General features: G+C 38.8%; 17 protein-coding genes. 2 read left to right on the top strand and 15 right to left on the bottom strand.

From position 1 onward, the window contains the following. Window positions 1-159 precede the first annotated feature (159 nt). The 9 genes from tpx to Q0486_RS12595 all read right to left on the bottom strand — a co-directional run bounded on the left by tpx (window position 160) and on the right by Q0486_RS12595 (window position 10,737). Window positions 160-684 (bottom strand): thiol peroxidase, encoded by a 525-nt coding sequence (gene tpx / locus Q0486_RS12555; protein WP_299234174.1) that lies wholly within the window; start codon window positions 682-684, stop codon window positions 160-162. 192 nt (window positions 685-876) lie between these two features. After that, on the bottom strand, window positions 877-1,425 hold the full coding sequence (locus Q0486_RS12560) for a PepSY-associated TM helix domain-containing protein (protein WP_299233865.1): 549 nt from the start codon (window positions 1,423-1,425) through the stop codon (window positions 877-879). Continuing rightward, complete coding sequence (locus tag Q0486_RS12565) at window positions 1,409-1,960, bottom strand: hypothetical protein (RefSeq protein ID WP_299233868.1); 552 nt, start codon at window positions 1,958-1,960, stop codon at window positions 1,409-1,411. Before Q0486_RS12565 ends, Q0486_RS12560 begins: the two co-directional genes overlap by 17 nt. A 42-nt stretch (window positions 1,961-2,002) precedes the next feature. Beyond that, entirely contained in the window at window positions 2,003-3,247 is a 1,245-nt protein-coding gene (locus tag Q0486_RS12570; RefSeq protein WP_299233871.1) for a DUF4857 domain-containing protein, read from the bottom strand. A gap of 38 nt (window positions 3,248-3,285) precedes the next feature. Then, the gene (locus Q0486_RS12575) at window positions 3,286-3,960 is read right to left on the bottom strand and encodes a hypothetical protein (protein WP_299233874.1); all 675 of its coding nucleotides are present in this window, start codon (window positions 3,958-3,960) and stop codon (window positions 3,286-3,288) included. 20 nt (window positions 3,961-3,980) lie between these two features. After that, window positions 3,981-4,862: an ABC transporter ATP-binding protein gene (locus tag Q0486_RS12580; protein WP_299233877.1), complete on the bottom strand. Its 882-nt coding sequence runs from the start codon at window positions 4,860-4,862 to the stop codon at window positions 3,981-3,983. An 18-nt stretch (window positions 4,863-4,880) separates the two neighbouring features. Further along, the gene (locus Q0486_RS12585; protein ID WP_299233879.1) at window positions 4,881-6,458 is read right to left on the bottom strand and encodes a DUF6850 family outer membrane beta-barrel protein; all 1,578 of its coding nucleotides are present in this window, start codon (window positions 6,456-6,458) and stop codon (window positions 4,881-4,883) included. 38 nt (window positions 6,459-6,496) lie between these two features. Next, the gene (locus Q0486_RS12590) at window positions 6,497-7,801 is read right to left on the bottom strand and encodes a DUF4876 domain-containing protein (protein WP_299233882.1); all 1,305 of its coding nucleotides are present in this window, start codon (window positions 7,799-7,801) and stop codon (window positions 6,497-6,499) included. Window positions 7,802-7,806: 5 nt separating this feature from the next. Next, entirely contained in the window at window positions 7,807-10,737 is a 2,931-nt protein-coding gene (locus Q0486_RS12595) for a carboxypeptidase-like regulatory domain-containing protein (RefSeq protein ID WP_299233885.1), read from the bottom strand. 228 nt (window positions 10,738-10,965) lie between these two features. Here Q0486_RS12595 and Q0486_RS12600 point away from each other — a divergent pair, with 228 nt between their 5' ends. Both Q0486_RS12600 and Q0486_RS12605 read left to right on the top strand, forming a co-directional pair. Further along, window positions 10,966-11,310: a hypothetical protein gene (locus Q0486_RS12600; RefSeq protein ID WP_299233888.1), complete on the top strand. Its 345-nt coding sequence runs from the start codon at window positions 10,966-10,968 to the stop codon at window positions 11,308-11,310. 87 nt (window positions 11,311-11,397) lie between these two features. Beyond that, window positions 11,398-13,704, top strand: a complete 2,307-nt coding sequence (locus Q0486_RS12605) for a TonB-dependent receptor (protein WP_299233891.1) — start codon at window positions 11,398-11,400, stop codon at window positions 13,702-13,704. A gap of 117 nt (window positions 13,705-13,821) precedes the next feature. Here the strand turns inward: Q0486_RS12605 and Q0486_RS12610 are convergent, their stop codons facing one another. The 6 genes from Q0486_RS12610 to Q0486_RS12635 all read right to left on the bottom strand — a co-directional run bounded on the left by Q0486_RS12610 (window position 13,822) and on the right by Q0486_RS12635 (window position 20,011). Beyond that, on the bottom strand, window positions 13,822-15,624 hold the full coding sequence (locus Q0486_RS12610; RefSeq protein ID WP_299233894.1) for a mechanosensitive ion channel family protein: 1,803 nt from the start codon (window positions 15,622-15,624) through the stop codon (window positions 13,822-13,824). Between the two features lie 171 nt (window positions 15,625-15,795). Continuing rightward, the gene (locus Q0486_RS12615) at window positions 15,796-18,615 is read right to left on the bottom strand and encodes a M16 family metallopeptidase (protein ID WP_299233897.1); all 2,820 of its coding nucleotides are present in this window, start codon (window positions 18,613-18,615) and stop codon (window positions 15,796-15,798) included. A 93-nt stretch (window positions 18,616-18,708) separates the two neighbouring features. After that, window positions 18,709-18,915, bottom strand: coding sequence for a helix-turn-helix transcriptional regulator (locus Q0486_RS12620; RefSeq protein ID WP_204390448.1), 207 nt, complete (start codon window positions 18,913-18,915; stop codon window positions 18,709-18,711). Between the two features lie 22 nt (window positions 18,916-18,937). Then, window positions 18,938-19,390 carry a hypothetical protein gene (locus tag Q0486_RS12625; RefSeq protein WP_299233903.1) on the bottom strand — a complete coding sequence of 151 codons (453 nt, stop codon included), beginning with the start codon at window positions 19,388-19,390 and terminating at the stop codon, window positions 18,938-18,940. Between the two features lie 19 nt (window positions 19,391-19,409). Beyond that, window positions 19,410-19,556: a hypothetical protein gene (locus Q0486_RS12630; protein WP_299233906.1), complete on the bottom strand. Its 147-nt coding sequence runs from the start codon at window positions 19,554-19,556 to the stop codon at window positions 19,410-19,412. Beyond that, on the bottom strand, window positions 19,553-20,011 hold the full coding sequence (locus tag Q0486_RS12635) for a DUF2975 domain-containing protein (protein ID WP_299233909.1): 459 nt from the start codon (window positions 20,009-20,011) through the stop codon (window positions 19,553-19,555). Before Q0486_RS12635 ends, Q0486_RS12630 begins: the two co-directional genes overlap by 4 nt. Window positions 20,012-20,025 lie beyond the last annotated feature (14 nt).

The raw sequence follows: 20,025 nt of genomic DNA on the forward strand, positions 1-20,025 counted from the left end.
GCAGCACTGCCGACTATAGTGAGCAGTACTGTCGACCATAGTGAACAGCACTGTCGACCATAGTCAGCAGCAAGATTTGTAAGTACATTCCATATTAAATCCTCTTATCAAGACTATTTGACATGATAAGAGGATTTTAATTTTATCAGAGACAAAACACTATTTCAACCGTTCTATAGCTTTCTGATAATCGGGCTCTTCAGAGACATTTTTCACAAGTTGACGGTAAATGACCTTTCCCGTTTCATCAATTACTATTACAGCCCTAGTTGTCAATCCTCTCATAGGACCCTCAGTTATAATCAGACCATAATTTTTTTCAAAATCATCACTACGGAAAACTGATAGTGGTATCACTCTGTCCAATCCTTCCGTCGAGCAGAATCTTGATTGGGCAAAAGGCAAATCTTTTGACACACAAAGTACAACTGTATTTTCAAGAGAGGCTGCCTCAGTGTTAAACTGCCTGACAGAAAGAGCACATGTTGGAGTGTCAAGGCTTGGGAAAATATTCAATACCACTTTCTTGCCTTTGAACGATGAAAGAGAGACTTCATTCATAGCCTTATCCGTAGCAGAAAAATCCGGTGCCATAACTCCTACTTCAGGCATATAACCATTAGTAGATACTTCTACTCCACGGGCTACAACTTTTTCCTGGGCTAATGCTGAATTTGATGACATAATGCCAAGTATAAACAGAGATAAAAGACTGATTTTCTTCATAACTTTAATTATATTGGTTCACCAGCAAATATAATTGTTATTTTGTAATGATTACAAAATAACACATCTCCTTTCAATATTATTTTGGCTTTTTAGCTTTTAATCAAAAAAATGACTGTCTCAACATCAGATTTGAGACAGTCAAAAAAATTATAAAAGAATTAAATACAATATCGGAATCAATATTCCAACAAGCAAACACCATTTACCTCTTCCTGCTATGCCATTCTTTCCTTTAATCATAAAAAGTCCTGAAACGGCAAAGAATATCAATGAAAAAGCAAAAAAATCACCCATAAAGCTCCAACCGTCTACACGATTATAATGAAGTCTGTTAAACCAGTAGATTACAGGACGTTTCTCATGGATTTCGTATTCTGTGATACCGGTTAAAGAGTTGTATACTCCTACTCCTCTCTCTAACATAACTCTGAAATGTTCATTGTCAATCCTAAAAACCTTTTTCAGATGTGGCAATCCTGAATCCGAGTTCCATACAGATTTTATTTCATCAGCATTCATCCCTTTTTTCAATTCCACTTTGGTTTCCGTAGTTTTAAATGCAGGATCCTTTCCGTCCATGTGGTTCAGAAGAAATCCTGATACTCCATAGACCAGGCACAAACCCACCATAAGAAAACCCAGGTCACGATGAATAACCCTCAACCAATATGAAAAACTTTTATTCAACAACTTCATAGTCAGTTCCCTCAACGAAATATATCGAATAATAATCCTTATTGTTTTCCTTCATCCATTTACGCATATTTTCTATATTGCTCAATTCAGCATCGCAAGTTTCACCGTTACTTTCTTTTCCCTGCTTTTCTTTCAGTTCTTCTTCAGCCTGGTCGATATATTCTTTAGTAAGTTTGTTTTCTTTCAGGATTCCCTTGATAACAAGCTCTGAACCGATAAGCTCACGATTGAAACCACCGATATTTCCTCTTGCCTCTACACGGATAGATGTTTTCTGGTCATTGCCCATAACAAAACATCTGCGTCCTGAATGCTTGCACGTATGAGTCACGAAACCTTTAAGGGTAATTTCCTTGCCTACTTCCTGTTCTGCATTCTTCAGGATTTCCTCTACATACAAAGCTTTTGAGGCATCTATTTTCTGAGCAACCTGCTCGGTAGTTGAGGTTTCTTCAGACTGTTTTTTACTGTTTCCACATGATGTAAACGCCACACTTACAGCCAATGCCGCGATAAAAAAGTAAAGTTTTTTCATTTTAAAAAAGTTATGATTAAGTTTATAATTAATTTTTTAAGATCACTCAAATCTGTTTTTAGGTAATAATACAAAAGCAATGACACCCGTAATCCCCGTCAGGGCAACCACTGCAGATACTATTAGATTCTTTTGCAAAGCTAATCTTTTTCTCATAAACACAAAAACCAACAGTGCCAATATAACTGACAGTATCCATGCCAATGCCGAGAAATGAAGAACATAACAGCTAATATAGCCATTATCCGGCGAAGTTGGCGACAAGATTACAGGGAAAACAAAATCGGCTACTTTATCCCAAGTTCCAATTTCTTTCTCCTGATGATAAGTTGTCAATGACTCTAAAGTAGATGTTTTAAGTCCATAGCAGTCCATTGCTTCAGAATTATATATCCTTACCGTCCAGTAAAGTAAATTACCCATAATAGTTATGTCATCTTTTGCAATGTCTACAGGACGTACATCCATCTTGACAAATCTGTAACCACCGTCTTCATTGCTTTCCACTATTCCCAACTCTCCATTCTGTCCGAAAAGGTAACCATAAAATCTCTTATCGCTTACTTCGCGCATGACAAACCATTTTACAGCGACCTGCTTACTTACTCCTGTATTCTTCACAAAAGGACGTCCGTTCACCATTTTTATGTGAAACAACTCACCATTGTTGTCCAGACAGAAATAACCTTCCTCATAAGCTTTACGCACAGTAGGATTACCCCAGAAAGCCTTTGCAGGGAATTCAAATCCTTTTTTCAGAAGCTCCTTGGTAAACATCTTACTTTTTGCGTCATTTACAGAGTTCGTTTCAGCATTTACGAAAACCATTTCATTGTCGTTCATTCTGAAATAATCACCCGGCAATGACAAACTTCCTCTTTTCGGCATAGCCTCGAGCAACACTCCCATCTTCGGTTGTGGAGAATATACATCCGACGGCCTGAAACGATAAACAACCTGTTTCGAACGAAGAACTTTTACATCCATAGCATGACCTTCAAGTGAGTCGGGCAAATTTCCATTCATAGCCAGCTGTCTGTAGTTCATCAGTGGCAAGAGAGAATCGTATTGCGAACGTGGATATACATTTCCTTTCACATCACGGAAAGCATCCTTCATCTCACGAAAATCTATTATACAAAGTTCTTTCAGACGTGAACTGTAGTACATCAGAGGATATCCATTAGACTCATACACTATTTTCTTTACCAGAGCCGGTATTGACCACGAAGTTATGACTGTAGTCAGAACAAGGATTGCCACATATATAATATTCTTAAATCTCATATCAAAAAACTGTTTTTATTGTTAACGATTAAATCATATCACTGAATTCCCTGTTTAAATCTGACACACGAATAGAAAGGAAAAACAAACGACGAAACAAGCACAAGAATCATACCCCAACCAAATTTAGAATAGGTTTCAGGATACACAGAAACGAAAAGTACAGACAACAGTCCTACTGAAATCAGCATATTGAATATTCTCTGCTTCCAGCTTGGTTCTACACATATCCATGCCGTAAATCCATATCCGGCAAGTCCGGCTGTGATCCATGGTAGGAACTGCGATACCATCATTTGCACAACTTCAGAAGGCATAACCATACCTATAATAACATACATGAATACAATGCAGACTAAATACAATGTAAATAATACTCCATAACCATACAGCAGCATAGCCGACACCAGTCTTGTTTCGCTGGCAGGAAGATGCAATGTCAGTTTGAATCTCTTGTTCGTCATTTCAGGAACGAACTGTACTATTGCCATCGAAATACCCGACAATGGAATCAGATACATCATAAGGTTTGAAACCGATACTCCCTGGAAAATAAATCCATACCAAATATTTACCGCCTCTTCTATTCTTATGGCATATGTAATGTCAATATAAGAATATACTGCTACAGCAGCCAGCAGGACAAAAGCCACAAGAATAAACTTTCGTGTCTTCATCCATTCTTTATACGATAGAGCCTTAAACAAATTCATATTTTATCACTTTATTATTATCAATATTTTCCTGTCAGACCAATAAATGCATCCTCAAGTGAGAGATTCTCCTCTGTAATCTCCTTTACTCCCATTACAGTAAGTTTTGACAGTACCTCTTCTTTATTCAGGAAAGAATAAACCTCCCATTTGTCGCCAAGCACAGACGGATTCCAGAAATCATTATCGGCAGATAATTTGAAGTCATTTCCCGGAGTGACAAATCTGTAGCGCTTAAAGTTGTCCATTATCTCCTTAACCGGTCGGTGGAGGAGCAGACGGCCATAATCCATTATCATACAGTCGTCTATAAGCATTTCCATATCTTGAATGATATGTGAGGTCAGGAACACAGTCTTGTTTTCTGCCGAAGCATATTCCTTCAGATATTCCACAAAAAGACGACGATAACCCGGGTCCAATCCCATAGAAAAGTCATCCAGAATCAGCAAATCAGGGTCCTGCGCAAACAAAAGTCCCAAGGCTACCTGTGAGCGCTGTCCACACGACATAGTAGAGATTTTCTGCGTAGGAAGAACCTGCAGCTTTTTAAGAAGTTCATAATATGCTTCCTTCTTCCATTTTGGGAAAAATGCCGAATAAAACTTCTCTATCTGCTGAACATTGAAATATGTATGCTGTACGTGCCCTTCCAGCAACAGGCCTATCCTTGATTTCGTGGCAGGACTTATGTTATTCATATCCTCACCAAACAGACGGCATACACCGGAGCGGGGTTTCAAGTATCCATTCAGAATGTTTATAATGGTTGTCTTCCCCGTTCCATTCTTTCCTAACAGACCTAACACCTTACCTTTTTCTACGTCAAAACTAAGGTCGGCATAAATCAGTCTGTCTCCATAATAATGCGTTATTTTATCGCATTCTATAATCTTCTCCATATATATTATTTTTTAACATTAGAATTTAACTCCAGCCGAAAGGCCGCATACAAAGTGTTTCTTACCTTTCATACTGGTATTCAAGGCTGTCAGAAACGAAAAATCTACACTTGAATACAGTGACAGCTTTTCCGAAATTCCTCTTTCATATCCCAAAGTGACACAAGATTTCACCTGACTTGCTATGTTATAATCATATTCCTGAACAAGCAGATTATCAAGCGAGACAGGTACTTTCTGATTTTCTGAAACAATGGTGTATGTTCCGTCTTCGTTCATGTTTCCCCATCCTGTTGAATATCCACCTTTTATCGATATTGTGTAAATACTTTTCTTCTTAAACCAGTTCTTTTTCGCAAACAAACCAGCATGAACTCTATTGATATCCTGCTTTCTGTAGAACGGATACTGCGAAGCTGTTACAAGGCGTGAATAATATCCAGCATCTATACCGGCCGACCACTCGGAACGCCGTATTCCTTTTCCTGAAAGAATTGAATATGTGATATCAGCCCCTTTCCACTTCTTCTCGCCTACTTTATTGCTACCATAATAGACGATTTGTGATACTCCGTTTGCATCAGTGCTTTCCTTATATGAGTTCTCATTATTCTCGAGCGATTTGCTGAACACATTCAGTTCTAACACATGAGATATACGAGACTTTTCTATTATAAGTTTCGACTTGTACTCCAGCCCTGTAGAATTATGATTACTATAAGTAATTGAAGTAGAAGAACCTGTTCCGAACTGTCCATTATCCTTATAATAACCAAATTCATTAAACCACTTCATACCGGTTGTTTCCCATAACAGTTGCAAAGCACCACCATTAGTTTGCGTAAACAGAGGAAGAGCATTAGAGGTATATCCACTCTCGCCAAATAATTCAGTACGCCCATAAAAGCTACCGAAACTTATCAGCGAAGTATATTGCCTGTCCGTATTACCATAAATATTAAATGATACCCTCTGAATGTTTCTTCTATAAACATAGGCAGAACCAAAAGTTACATTATCTGTGATTTTATACTTGACTCCTAAAGACAGGTTCAAATCCATCATGGAATTCTGATGTCTCAAATCCTTGAACTTAGCATAATTCTCAACGGCATATTCCAATGAAGCTCCCAATGAGATTCTGGAGTTCAGCGAATACCCAGCTTTTCCACTCAATGAATACCATTCTCTGCGCTTGGTTCCAGCATTGGATTTGTCCATCTCTACGATATCAAAAGGAGTATATTCAGGATTGATGAATACGGAACCTGACATATTGTTGCCTTTATCCGTTCCATATGATATCGCGCCGGACAACATCAGACGTTCATTGAAACGATAATATGACTCAGTTATGATTTCAAAATCCCTGCTATAGTCAGACTGATAATAATTCACCATATCACCTTTACGGATATGACCATTCATCTCCAGATAAGATAAGTTAGGGCTTTTCATATCAGTAAGGAAAGAAGCATTCTTGCTCTTCGATGCATGAAACCTTAGAACAGTCTCAGTATAATCTATATCGGCAACCGCAGGATTATCGTCTGCACAAATAGACATAGCAACGAGGAGTATTATCCCCGTTGTCATTGCCAATTTAATATTCCTGGTATTCACAAAATACATAATCAGTTTCTTAATGAGGCTTTGCTTCTCTGGTGGAAATCGACAGAAGAATTGTTTGTGTCTTTATAAACGATTCTCGCACCATTCTTAATTGAAGCCTCAGCATCAATTCCACTTGGGTCGGTAGAACCTTCTACTCCTAGTGAATAATTATATACAAGTTTACCTTCATTTTCCTTGATAGCCTCAGTAGCTTCCTTATCTACATTTCTGTAAAGAGTATAGCCCATCTTGGCAGTCATTTCCACATAACCTGCGTCAATTGTAGGCAGAAGTCTTTTCTGATTGTTCGACTGTCCTTTTGCAAACACTTCGATACCATCGACAACCCATTCCACAGGAACTTTTCTACGAACCTGATTAGAACCGTACATGTTCTCATTTTCAGGGTTGTCAACAAATTCCTTTAGAGTTGTTCCCTGAGGACGTACGATATAAAATGCCGGACTGGAATTGCTTAAAGGCCATGCCTTACCCAATCCGTAACTATAAACTTTCAGATAGTGTTCTGTAGGAATTAATTCAGAAGGAGTTGGATAGTAAGAAGTCAGATTATAATCCTCTATATCATAACAGCAATAATACTCACTGTTAGCATAGTTTATTGACTGCGAATAGGTCTTTGTATTATCAATAGCTCCACAAATTGCTATAACAATCTGTTTTCCAGGCTCCAGTTTTACGTTGTTTTCAAAATACCACAAACCATTTCCGGCAGGTATCCATCCTTGCGATGCATAAAACAACTCTCCATCAACATAGTCATTATTTGTACTCTGCGAATTGTAAGGATTTACCATTGCAAGAGCAAAATCACTTATATCTAAAGTTGCAGACGAATTGTTATAAAGTATCACATACTGGTCTCTTGCAAAATACCCAGAGCCGTCGTCTTTTGGACATCCGCCTACGTATAGTTCTTTAATAACCACCGATCCGCCTTTTGACAATTCCAAATTTATTACAGCTTCTACATTTTCTGCACTGGCATTCACGTTGCTGTTTACTCCATTAAACATACAAACCTCAGCATCTACAACTCTTTGTTCCGAAGCTGAAGCCTCATATATACCCTTAGGAACTTCTAACAGAACCGTACCTTCAGCACCAGTCTTTTCAGTAAACACAGCTCCGGTAGAAGTATTCTTCAACAATACTTCCACACCTTTTGATGCGTTATACCCCTCGGGATATACAAGCTGAATCTTTACTTTACTTAACTCATATTGCGGATTATCTTTCTCCGTACATGAATAGACTAATAAACTAAGCATCAAAATGCTTAAAGCTAAAAAAAGTTTTCTCATAACAATTATAATTTTAGTTTAAACGATATTCCGTAATTAAAAGGAGTTATAAGGTTTGAATCAAACAATGACGTTTCGTTTCCTGTCTGTTCGTTCTTTAACTTCTGCGTACTGTAGAAGAAGTTATTTGCAAAAAATGAAACAGTAAGATACTTACCTATTTCTTTTGACACATTGAGATTGGCTGAGAAATAAGGTGAATAACTCTGTTTCTTGAATATATATCCGTAACTGCTCTTTACAGCAAGTTTAGTCAACTCATTATATAAGTCCTTATCATTATCGTATGCCCACAACAGTTTTTCCATAAATGGAACTTTGATATCCATATCATCGCGCGATACATAATACAATGGATAAGTCACTACATAATTATCTCCATCATAAATATTTTTATCCGTAGCAGACGGCAAATAATCACCTCTGTCATCGATTACATAACTTCTTGTACCTCCACTGTACTCACTCAGATTCTGACGTATATTCATTAATGTACCTTCGAAACGCAATGAAAAAATCATTCTCAATTTAGGTATGTGTGTGATAAAAGTCAGATTTGTGTTTAAGCGTTTACTCTCGAAGCCATTATAATTACCGGTTCCGCCAACATAATATCCTATATATTTGTATGGCTGCCCGTCTGAACTTGTTAGGTTAACCCTGGATGGCACAATAACTTCATCAACTCCTCTATATCTGTAATACTTTCCGTCTATCCGTACAGAAGTGTTTATTGATTTAATTTTATCAAAATCCAATACCCACTCCAGTCCCATTCTTGATGACGAAGAGCCATTTATACTCATACTTGCCGACTGAAAATCATTTACAACTTTATAGTGCAGTTCTTGTGAAGGAAAGGTTCCAGTTTTGTCGGATACAGTAACGACACCAGTATTACGGTCAATACTGTAAATCCTGTCTGAAGAAGGAATCAAACAAGACTCCAAAGCACTCTGGTCCGTAAGTTTATAATCAAAAGGTGAATAAAACTTAGTACTGGAATATGAACTCATCATACTGTTATAATAAAAGGACAATGACATCTTTACCCATTTTAACTTAACATCTGCACCAAACTCACGCATTATGCTATATTGCCACTTCAGTGATGAATTATATATAGGGGTGACCGGATGAGTGTGGTAAGCATAATATGTAGTTCCGTCAGCCATTGTTCCTGGAGCAAAAGCCAACCTATCCACATACGTTTCTCTGGGATAAAGAATCTCAAATGAAGGAAGCTTTACGGCTTTACCCCATCCCATTCTGACTGTTGCCCCTCTAAAGAATCCGGTATCAGCATTGCCAAACGAATATTTCGCACTGATTCTTGGAGAGAGACTCGAAACTGTTCCATAATCAGAACCAGATATTATAGTCATATCATTTCTCAATCCTGCCTTCAGATTCAGACTGGAATTTCTGAATGATACATTCAAATCCTCTTCTATATATGAGGCCCAGTTATTTATATACGGCAGATTATCGTATCTGTATTCTCTCCAGGTTGGTGCAACGGACATATCTGTATAATACTCTCCTCTTCCCAGATTACCGTCTGACTTAATATCCGAGCCCAACAGTAAATTACTTGTTATATTTCCAATCTTATGTGTCCACCTTGCTTTCACATAAGCTGAATAATTTATCGGACGGTTATCATTATATGTAGTGACATACCAGTATCCCGTAGGCAACAGAATTATTGGTGACGAAGGATTGTCTTCATATTTAGAAGCTACGAAATACCCTTCTTCTGTGGTATGCAAAGCAGGCATAGCGGATGATGCAGATTTGTTTGTCTTCACTTCCGTCATTTTATCAGAATATGAGAAAGTCATCCCCCACCTCAGATTTGAAAGCCAATTGGAGTTTATCATATAATTGAAAGCGACACTGCTCCACAAGGCATTGTCTTTTTTCTTGGTATAAGTTTCCTTGAAAGCATCCGGGTCTGATTCAGAATTCAATCCTCCCACATTACCATTCAGACTGAAATCCATAGAAAGATTTCTCCCTGACGAATAATTTACTGCATTGGAATACTTGAGACCAAAAGCATTTCTCATATAAGAAGTATATGGAGATGCAATATCAGAGACAGAACGTACACGCTCATATGACAGATTGACTATCCCTCTTTTTCCTCCCAAATCAACACCCTTACTGAGTGAATATGACTGAGTATTGGGACGTACTGATATGTCTGCAAAAAGAGGACTTTTACCTTTTCGAGTTATTATTCTGACAACACCGTTTGTCAGGTCACCATATTCCACAGAAGGAACACCTGTAATAACGTCTATTCTTTCTACGTTATTATTACCAACATTCCTTAAATCTGTTCCACCCGTAGATTGAGCAGTAGCATTACCGGAAAGTCTTACTCCATCCAACTCAACTACAGTTCCAAAATCAGGATTACCCATCTCCGTAGTTTCACCTCTCAAGGTTACGACCTGTTCTGAAGATGTCAATGCTTTATATTTGTTTGTCTGTTCACCGGGCAACAGGCTTAAGGCATCCGTTACACTTACACTCTGCAAATGGTCCAATGCAGTCCTGTTCAGCGTATATGTCGTGGCAGCATAAGCTTTCCTCTCTGCTGTAACGGTCACCTCGTCCAAAGCCAAAGATGTTTCAGAAAGATAAAACACCACATCAGTATTCTTCATGAAATATATTTTCTCCTTTTTCTCTGTATATCCCAAACATCTAATGATAAATTCATAATTACCTTCAGAAAGATTATTTATCAGAAATGCTCCATTTAAATCTGTCACTGCACCAATACCAGTACCCTCAACCCATACAGTAGCAAACTCTATTGGCTTTTTAGATTTTATATCAAGTATCTTGCCTGATATGTTAAATGAAAATCCAGCTATTGGAGTGATTAAAAATATTAATATTAACAACAAATTAGATCTCATAAAACGCCTTAAATTCTCAATCGCAAAATTATTACGATATCAAAAAGATGGCAATACCTAAAAATTGGTATTAAAACATACAAAAGATACTAGATTATAATCATTAGTAGGTATTTCAACATTGCATTTGTATTAAATCCACCATGTACCATTAACAAGTATTTGACAATAACCCTAAATATCGTATTTTTGCAAACAAATAGGGATTAGTAGGCACATAGGCTTCACATGCTTAAGGAAAAAAGACATTTAAAATTCATGCGCTTTTTCCTTCCGATATTATTTATATTCTATTTCGGGGGAATAACACTGTTTACACATACTCATGTAGTAAATGGGGTTATAATCGTACACTCCCATCCATACAACAGCGAACATACCCATACGGCACAACAGGCCGAAACAATCTTTTTCCTATCTTCATTCTACACTTATGGCGATATACCTCAGCCGTTAAGTCCCGTATTGTGGCTTTTACTGATTGGCATTCTTATAACACCTGCTGTCTGCAACAAGCCTTACAGTGCTACATACGGAGTTATCTCTCTGCGTGCCCCTCCGGCATTAGACTGATATAATAAATTCTTTATTTTATATCGTATGTCTTCCAAATGAAGATATACTCATATATCATGTCTAAAAATTTAAACGCAAAATCAAATGAAAACAATATATACCATTATACTTGGAACAATACTTACATTGCTCCCCTACCAGTTATATGCATACGAGTTAAATGAATCGGATGCTAACATGATAGGCCACGTGACAGACAAACACTCCCATGAACATCTGGCTTTTATTACAATAAGCCTGAAAGGTACTACTATCGGTACAACCACCGATGAGACCGGTCACTACTTTCTGAAAAACCTTCCTGAAGGAACATTCACAGTAGAAGTTTCATCTGTCGGATATAAGACGATTCGCAAGGAAATAAATTTCAAGAAGGGAAAAACAATAGAAATGAATTTCGAGATAGAAGAGGACCTTATTTCGCTTGAAGGTGTAGTGGTTTCTGCAAACAGAAACGAAACCACACGCCGTATGGCTCCTACATTGGTAAATGTAGTTTCTATGAAGACATTCGAGAATACAAACTCTTCATGCCTGGCTCAGGGATTGAATTTTCAACCTGGTATAAGAGTGGAAAACAACTGCCAAAACTGCGGTTTTCAGCAAGTCAGAATAAATGGTCTGGATGGTCCATACACTCAAATTCTTATAGACTCACGCCCAATATTCAGTGCCCTCTCGGGAGTTTACGGTCTTGAACAGATTCCTGCAAATATGATAGACCGGGTGGAAGTAATGCGTGGTGGAGGTTCTGCCTTGTTTGGCTCATCTGCCATAGCTGGTACTATAAATATTATTACAAAAGAACCGATAAGAAACTCTGCACAAATATCACACACTCTTACTGGTATTGGTGATGGTAACGTATTCGAAAATAATACAACAATGAATGCTTCACTGGTCACAGAAGATCAGAAAATGGGAATCGCTGTTTTCGGACAAAATAGAGAAAGGAACGGTTATGATAACGATGCCGACGGTTTCACCGAACTTCCTAAACTCAAGAACCAGACTGTAGGTATGCGTTCGTATATAAAGACAAGTACTTACTCCAAACTTACAATGGAATATCATCATCTGCAGGAATTCAGACGCGGAGGTGATATGCTTGACCGGCCTGCTCACGAAGCAAACATAGCCGAACAGCTCACTCACAGCATAAACACCGGAGGATTGAAGTTTGACTATTTCTCACCAAACGAGAAACATCGCGTGAGCATCTACACATCAGCACAACATATTAACCGCGACAGTTACTATGGTGGCGGACAAAGCAGTGAAACTGCACTAAAGGCATACGGAGGGACAACTGACATTACATGGATAGCAGGTACACAATACAATTATCATTGGGACAAATGTCTGTTCATGCCTGCCGACCTTACAGCCGGTGCTGAATATAATTACGACAATCTGAAGGATAACCAGTGGGGATACAACAGATACGTTGCACAGAAAGTAAGAATTATGAGTGCCTTTGCACAGAACGAATGGAAAAACGAGATGTGGAGTTTCCTTATCGGTGGTCGTCTGGACAAACACAGCATGCTGAGCAAACCGATATTCAGTCCGAGAGCAAACCTTCGTTTCAACCCTACTGAAAATATCAATCTGCGTGCAAGCTATTCATTCGGTTTCCGTGCTCCACAGGCATTCGATGAAGACCTGCATATAGAGAATGTAGGAGGTACGGTTTCGATGATTCGTCTGGCAGAAGATTTAAAAGAAGAAAAATCACAAAGCACAAGCATCTCTGCAGATATGTATCACAACTGGGGAGACTGGCAGGGAAATCTTCTGGTAGAAGGATTCTATACTAACATTTCAGATGTATTTGCACTGACAGAAATAGGTAACGAGAACGGCATCCTCATCATGGAACGCGGAAACGAAAAAGGTTCTGTAGTTTATGGAGGAACACTTGAAGGTAAACTTGCATGGCGTAATATCTGGCAGTTGCAGGCCGGATTAACGCTACAGAAAGCTGAATATAAGGAAGCAAGAGCTTGGAGCGAAGATGTAGCAGAAGAAAAAAGAATGTTCCGTACACCAAACACATACGGATATTTTACAATGACATACGCTCCGGTGAAACATTTTAATGTAGCGTTATCAGGTACTTATACAGGAAGTATGCTAGTGGAACACCACAAAGGATATATCGAAAAAAACAGAACAGAAAAGACAAGAAGCTTTATGGATATAGGATTAAAAGCCTCTTACGACTTCAGCCTGTATAAGAGTACAACTCTTCAGTTAAATGCAGGAGTACAGAATATATTCAATGCCTATCAGAAAGACTTCGACAAAGGTGCAAACAGAGACTCCGGGTATATCTATGGCCCTGGAACGCCACGTTCTATATTTGCAGGCATAAAGATAAGCTACTGATTTGTAGGTCACATCTAAAAAACAAGCTAACATAAAAATCAAAGCCGGATTCAATAATGTATTCCCGTTTAAAAATACAATATTGAATCCGGCTTTGATTTATGATTCATTTAATACTTATTTGTCGGCATCTTCTTTTGGAGGTATAGTAGAAGCGTTGCCATCGCGCACAGCCATATAATGTGGAGACATAATTTCCACACCTTCTTCATTAAATCTATCCTGAATGTTCTGATGAAGATCAGAATAAATCTCCGCCAAACGGTCAGCATCTTTGATATAGGCATTTACCTGATATACAGGATACCAGTCACTTAAAGATGTGGAAAGGACGAAAGGTCTTGGATCATCCACTACTCCCGGAGTATTAAGTGCAGCCTCTATCAATAACTTATTGACAACTCTCCATGGAACATCATATCCAATACTAACCTCAGAATGAATAATAAGTCCGAATTCACGCGCCGACTGGCTGAAATTAACCGTATGCGAAGACATCACGAATGAGTTTGGAATAGTAACCACTTCATTCTTCGGAGTGCGGATACGTGTAACCAAAGGAGTTTTTTCAACCACATTACCTGTAGTGTCGTTCAGTTTAATACGGTCGCCAATCTTGAACGGTCGCATATATGTAATGACCAGTCCGGCAATAATATTTCCGATAACAGTACTAGATCCTAACGATACTATCAAACCTACAAAAACCGAAATACCCTGAAAAACGCCAGAGTTAGAGCCAGGCAGATAAGGATAAATCATAGCAATCATAAACGCATACAGCAAGAAGCGGATGATATGGAAAGTTGGTATCGCCCAATCCGGATAGAATCCTCGCAGTTTTAATCTTTCAGACTGTATTTCTTCTGCCAAATATCTGAAGAAACGCACCAGATACCTGATAGCCAGACAAATGACAAATATAGTAAACAAGTTAGGAATATATGAGAGTACTCCTGCTATAATACTCTTTACGGGAGTCAATATATATGAAAACAGCTTATAAGCAAGATCCTTTGTCTGGGGGAAAATTGAAAACAGCATCGGAACGGTAAGCAACAGCTGCAGAAACATGAATATATATCGAATGATATTGGCAAGAAATACCAGCAGTTTTACCTGCTTATACGTATCAAGCAACTCATAATCCTGAATAGAAAAAGGCTTAAGGCGTGTATTCCTCAACTTGATAATACGTACTTTTAGTTTTCGGAAAAGCCAGTTTGTAGCCCGGAACAACAAGTATTGTCCTACCAGCACCAGAATGAAATAGAAAACACGTTTACACAATTGCAGAAATCCGTGTTCTTCCTTCATCATACGCAATTTCTCCACAATAACAGTGCGTTTATTGGCAGCCAACTGATCGCGTGAACAGCCTTCCCAAAGTCCATCCTGATCAGTGAATGATACTATAACCTTGTCGCCGTACATCAAATCTGTCACAATTTCACTGTTTTCAATATACAGCGAATCTGGCTGGAGATTAAAACGCTTTCCCAGTCTGAGAATTTCATTTGCCACATTTTCCGCACGTTGTTGAGGTGTATGTCCTCCACGTTTGGCATAATAGTAAAACAATGTATCATTATCTACAACAACAGGTACACCGCATGTTACATTTCTCAATGAATCGATACGTTGCTTCTGTTTTGCCAGTTTTATGGAATCCGCCGCATACATTGCTATCTTCATCTGCTCCATTTCCATTCGCATATTTGCCTCATTCAACCGCAATGCAGCCAACTCTTCCCTTGCGGCTGCCAGCAGAACAGAATCAGAATCTGCAACAGTAACAGCAGGTTTTACCAAACTGTCCTTACGTAATATATCAAGTGCCTTTTCAACAATCTGCGATGAAGCGTAACCGGAGAAAGACAGACAAAGAATAAAAAGGTAAAATAAACGTAATGTTCTCATTAATCCTATGTGTTATTATTTGAGCCGCAAAAATACTAATAAAAAATGATATTATAAATTATGTTTTAAACGATTGATAATAAAGACGTAAATATATATCTCGACATACTAAAATAATAAAGGCTAAGCCCGTTCTCCAAGCTTAGCCTTTTATAGTTCAGAAAAATCAAATCACTTGTTTTCAGGCATCATAACCAACACCCTGTAGTTGTTCTGTTTCATAACTTTGCCGACATATTCCGAAAGTTCTTTTGGAGTGACAGACAAGATTGCCTTTTCTGCCTGAGCAAATACTTCGGCCGGTTTAAGTTCGTTGCCTGCAATCATAGAACACCAATAACTGTTTGTATGTTCATTCTCGGCATACTGCTTAACCATAAACTCCTTCACCTTGTCAAGTTCTTCTGCCGGAGTTTCCTTTGCCAGCTTATCAAACTCGCTGCGGATTATTTCAAGCGCACGGTCTTTCTTTTCAGGCTTAACCTGGAATATAGTCTGATATGTGACTGACACTTCTGACAGTCTGTCCTGAGAGCCCTGTGTATATATACTATATACCGCACCTTCCTTTTCGCGAACCTCATTCAATAGACGTGTAGAAATTATCTGTGCCGACATTGAAGCCATCAGCCTGTTCTTGAACGAGTAAGGCATCTTTCCGCTGATGATGACAGCAGCACTACCCTGAGGCACTTCCATCTTCATTGTGAAATCCTTTTCTTCGCTACCGGACTTGATTTCTACCGCACTGTTATATTTCAATTCCTGTTTTTTTCCTTTCACAGAAGGCAGTGAAGCGATATACTGTTCAACAAGTGTCTTTAATTCAGTTTCATCAAAGTTACCGCTGAATACAAATGTAAAGTCCACTGCATTAGCAAGCTGTTCATGTATGATAGAAAGGATATTCTCACGGTTTGCCTTCTCAATATCACTTACACCGAACACCTGCTTGTTAGGCGAAGTATAAAGGAATTCCTGAACCTTCTTCTGGAAGACAAAACTAGGGTTCTGCTCCTGATTCTGGATCAATCCCTTATACAGATTCTGCATTGCAGCAAATTCATCCTCTGTTACTGTCAGTCCTGTGAAAGTCATGTATATCATCTCCATATAAGTCTTCAGATCCTTTGGAGTGGTATTTCCGTAAAGACTACGTACATAGTCCTCGAAAGCAACTTTCAGGGATACCTGCTTGCCGGCCATCAGCTTGGTAAGATCAGAATTGGTAAAATTACCCAGACCGTGCTGTTCCAATACGGCAGGCATAAACATCAAGTCCGCAGCTTTATCGTTGCCATAAACAGAAGTACCGCCTTTTGCCACAGCCATCATATTGATTTCGTCAGCCTTGAAGTCAGTTTTCTTCAATATCACTTTGGCACCGTTTGAAAGAATCCATTCCTTGGCACCGAAATCAGAAAGCATGTTTTCCTTCACCACCTTTCCGGCTGCAGGCAATTCGCTTACCAGAGGTTCATCCTTCACATTGTCAACGTAAGGAGCAATGTTTTCTGCTTCCACCTGAGAAAGCAATGCAAGTATATCCTCATCCTTAGGACATGACTCCCCTTCGCGTGCAGGCATCATACCAAGAACAACCAGATTTTTGTCCGAAACAATCTGCGAGAACACCTGATTTACAGCTTCCACTGGTATCTGGTTTACAATCATGCTCATCATCTGATATTCTGTCTCTATACCAGGTATAGGTTTCTTGTCGATAAAGTTGCGTACATACGATTCTGCAAGAGTCTTGTTTTCCTGCTGGTTGCGGTTATTGTATGCCTTTTCAAGCTGAGAAAGATATTCTGTGCGGCAACGCGCATATTCAGTAGCAGTAAATCCTCCCCTCTTTGCACGAAGAGCCTCACGATAGACAGCCTTCAGTCCTTCGTTGAAGCTGTTACCCTTAGGAACCATAGCCATTTGGAAAGCCTGTTTAGTCTTTGCCATAATGAACTCACCGTAAAATGCAGAAGCCACAGCAAACGGAGCATCTGCCTTCTGCCCCAGTTCGTTCAGTCTTATCTGAAGCATCATTTGGGCCATATCAAGCAGATAAGAGGTTGTAATATCAGCCATTGTGCCCTTCAATGAATCAGGCAGGGCATCATATTTGAACATAATCTGAGCTACATATTTATCCTGCTCCTTATCCGAGCCGAAAGCTACAATAGGCTTTTCATTATCGGCCACCGGGTAGTAAACCCTTTCTACCGGATTTACAGGCTTCTCAATCTTTGAGAACATTTCCTTGATCTTGCCTTCTATACGGTCAACATCAATGTCACCTACCACAACTATACCCTGCAGGTCAGGACGGTACCACTTTTCATAATAGTCGCGTAAAGCCTGATGCGGGAAATTGTCCACTACTTCCATGGTTCCTATAGGAAGTCGGTGTCCATATCTGCTGTCAGGATATATTTCCGGAAGCAGTTTCTCCATTATTCTCATATTCGGTGGCAGCTGGCTTCTCCATTCCTCATGTATAACGGAACGTTCCTCGTCTATCTCCTTACCTTCAAGCAAAAGGCCGTCAGCCCAGTCGGACAGAATCATCAGACATGAATCCTGCACCCCGATACGCTCTGTAGGTACACTGGAGATACGATATACAGTTTCATCAATGCTGGTATAGGCATTCAAGTTATAACCGAACTTCACACCTACTGACTCAAGCCATTTTATCATTGAGTTACCCGGGAAGTTCTTTGTTCCGTTGAAACACATGTGTTCAAGAAAATGCGCCAATCCGCGCTGGTTGTCCTCTTCAAGGATACTACCCACCTTTTGGGCGATATAGAAGTCCACCTGGTTCTTAGGATATTCATTATGACGGATATAGTATGTAAGTCCGTTATCCAGTTTACCTATTCTCACTTCCTTATCCACCGGTACCGGAGGCATCTGCTGTGCCCTGACAGCTACCGGCAAGCAGGCAAATCCTGCAATGGCTACAAAAGCCAGTTTCATAATTCTTCTCATAACTTTTATATTGATTAGTTGTTCTTATGCCGCAAAGGTATGCGCAAAGAAGATTAGTTTATGTTATCGCTATGTTATCTTTACGTTAAGACTTCATTCATCCCTGTATTCCAGAATATCTCCCGGCTGGCAGTCCAGTTCCTTACAGATAGCCTCCAAAGTAGAGAAACGTATAGCTTTAGCCTTTCCAGTTTTAAGTATAGAAAGGTTTGCCGGAGTAAGGTCTATACGTTCGGCCAGTTCACCAAGCGAAATCTTGCGTTTCGCCATCATTACGTCCAAGTTTACTATTATAGGCATATATGTCAGTTTTTTTTATCTATCAAATTGTCAAATCATTTTCTTCCTTAATTTTTACCGCACGACGCACTATCTTTCCTATAAATGCCATCATAATTCCAAATAACATAATAGTGAACCAATCCAATGAATATAAAAATTCATCTCCCAAATCACCTGCTCTCTTTGCAAAAGAATTACGAATCAACATAAAAAGAACCGTAAAAGAGCCAATACTCTCCATAAGACCAGCAGTCTTATTACTAATCAGTTTTCGGCAGTCAATCCTGATTATACAAAAGCAAAACACAAGAATGACCAATAAATTACATGCATACACTCCGCCCAGCATCCGTTCAGAAGTGCCAGCCAGCAAAAGTCTTACAATAGTAGGACCAAAATACATCATTACACTTATCATTCCAACCAGAACAGCAAACAGAAGATTACCCATATTTTTATAGCGCTGCTTGAGCATTTTCCATATCGTCTTCATTGTTATTCCCTTTCATTAGTTAAATTGTCAAATCATTTTCTTCCTTAATTTTCTCTGCTTTGGCAAATATTTCGACAAACAATACCAACAACATAAACAATATCCAAGGATATTTCAGTCCGAAAGCGTCAATCGTATAACCTGCAGGTAAAGTTATTTCGTTCACAACCTGAGAATTATATATTCCCCTAATTCCTTTATTGCTGAAAACAATACAAAAGAATAAACAAACATACGCATACGGCGTACATTCTTTTTGGTAAGCACCTTATTACGGCAAATATCCAGCAAAAGACCTACAAGAGATACAAAGCCATATAAGAAAAATAACAGAAAAGGAACTGTCAGTATTATAAAGTAATCAGTATAAAAACTATCAAAAGTAACATATGTAGATATAGTATCCAGCTTATATGGTACTTTCCTGCTCTCTGCATAATTGTACAGACTATCCGGAATCAAAGTTTTATCTTGTACTACAGAAACCAATACCGGATTCATTCCAACATATGTACGAGGAATAGAATCATCTGTTTCACCAAACTTTCTGAGCACGTCTGTAGAAGCGAAAAATACGATTATCGCTATTACCACAAATCCTAAAATACGTACTGTTTTCATAATCTCAATGTTTA

This window comes from uncultured Bacteroides sp., from assembly GCF_937912035.1.
GTDB lineage: Bacteria > Bacteroidota > Bacteroidia > Bacteroidales > Bacteroidaceae > Phocaeicola.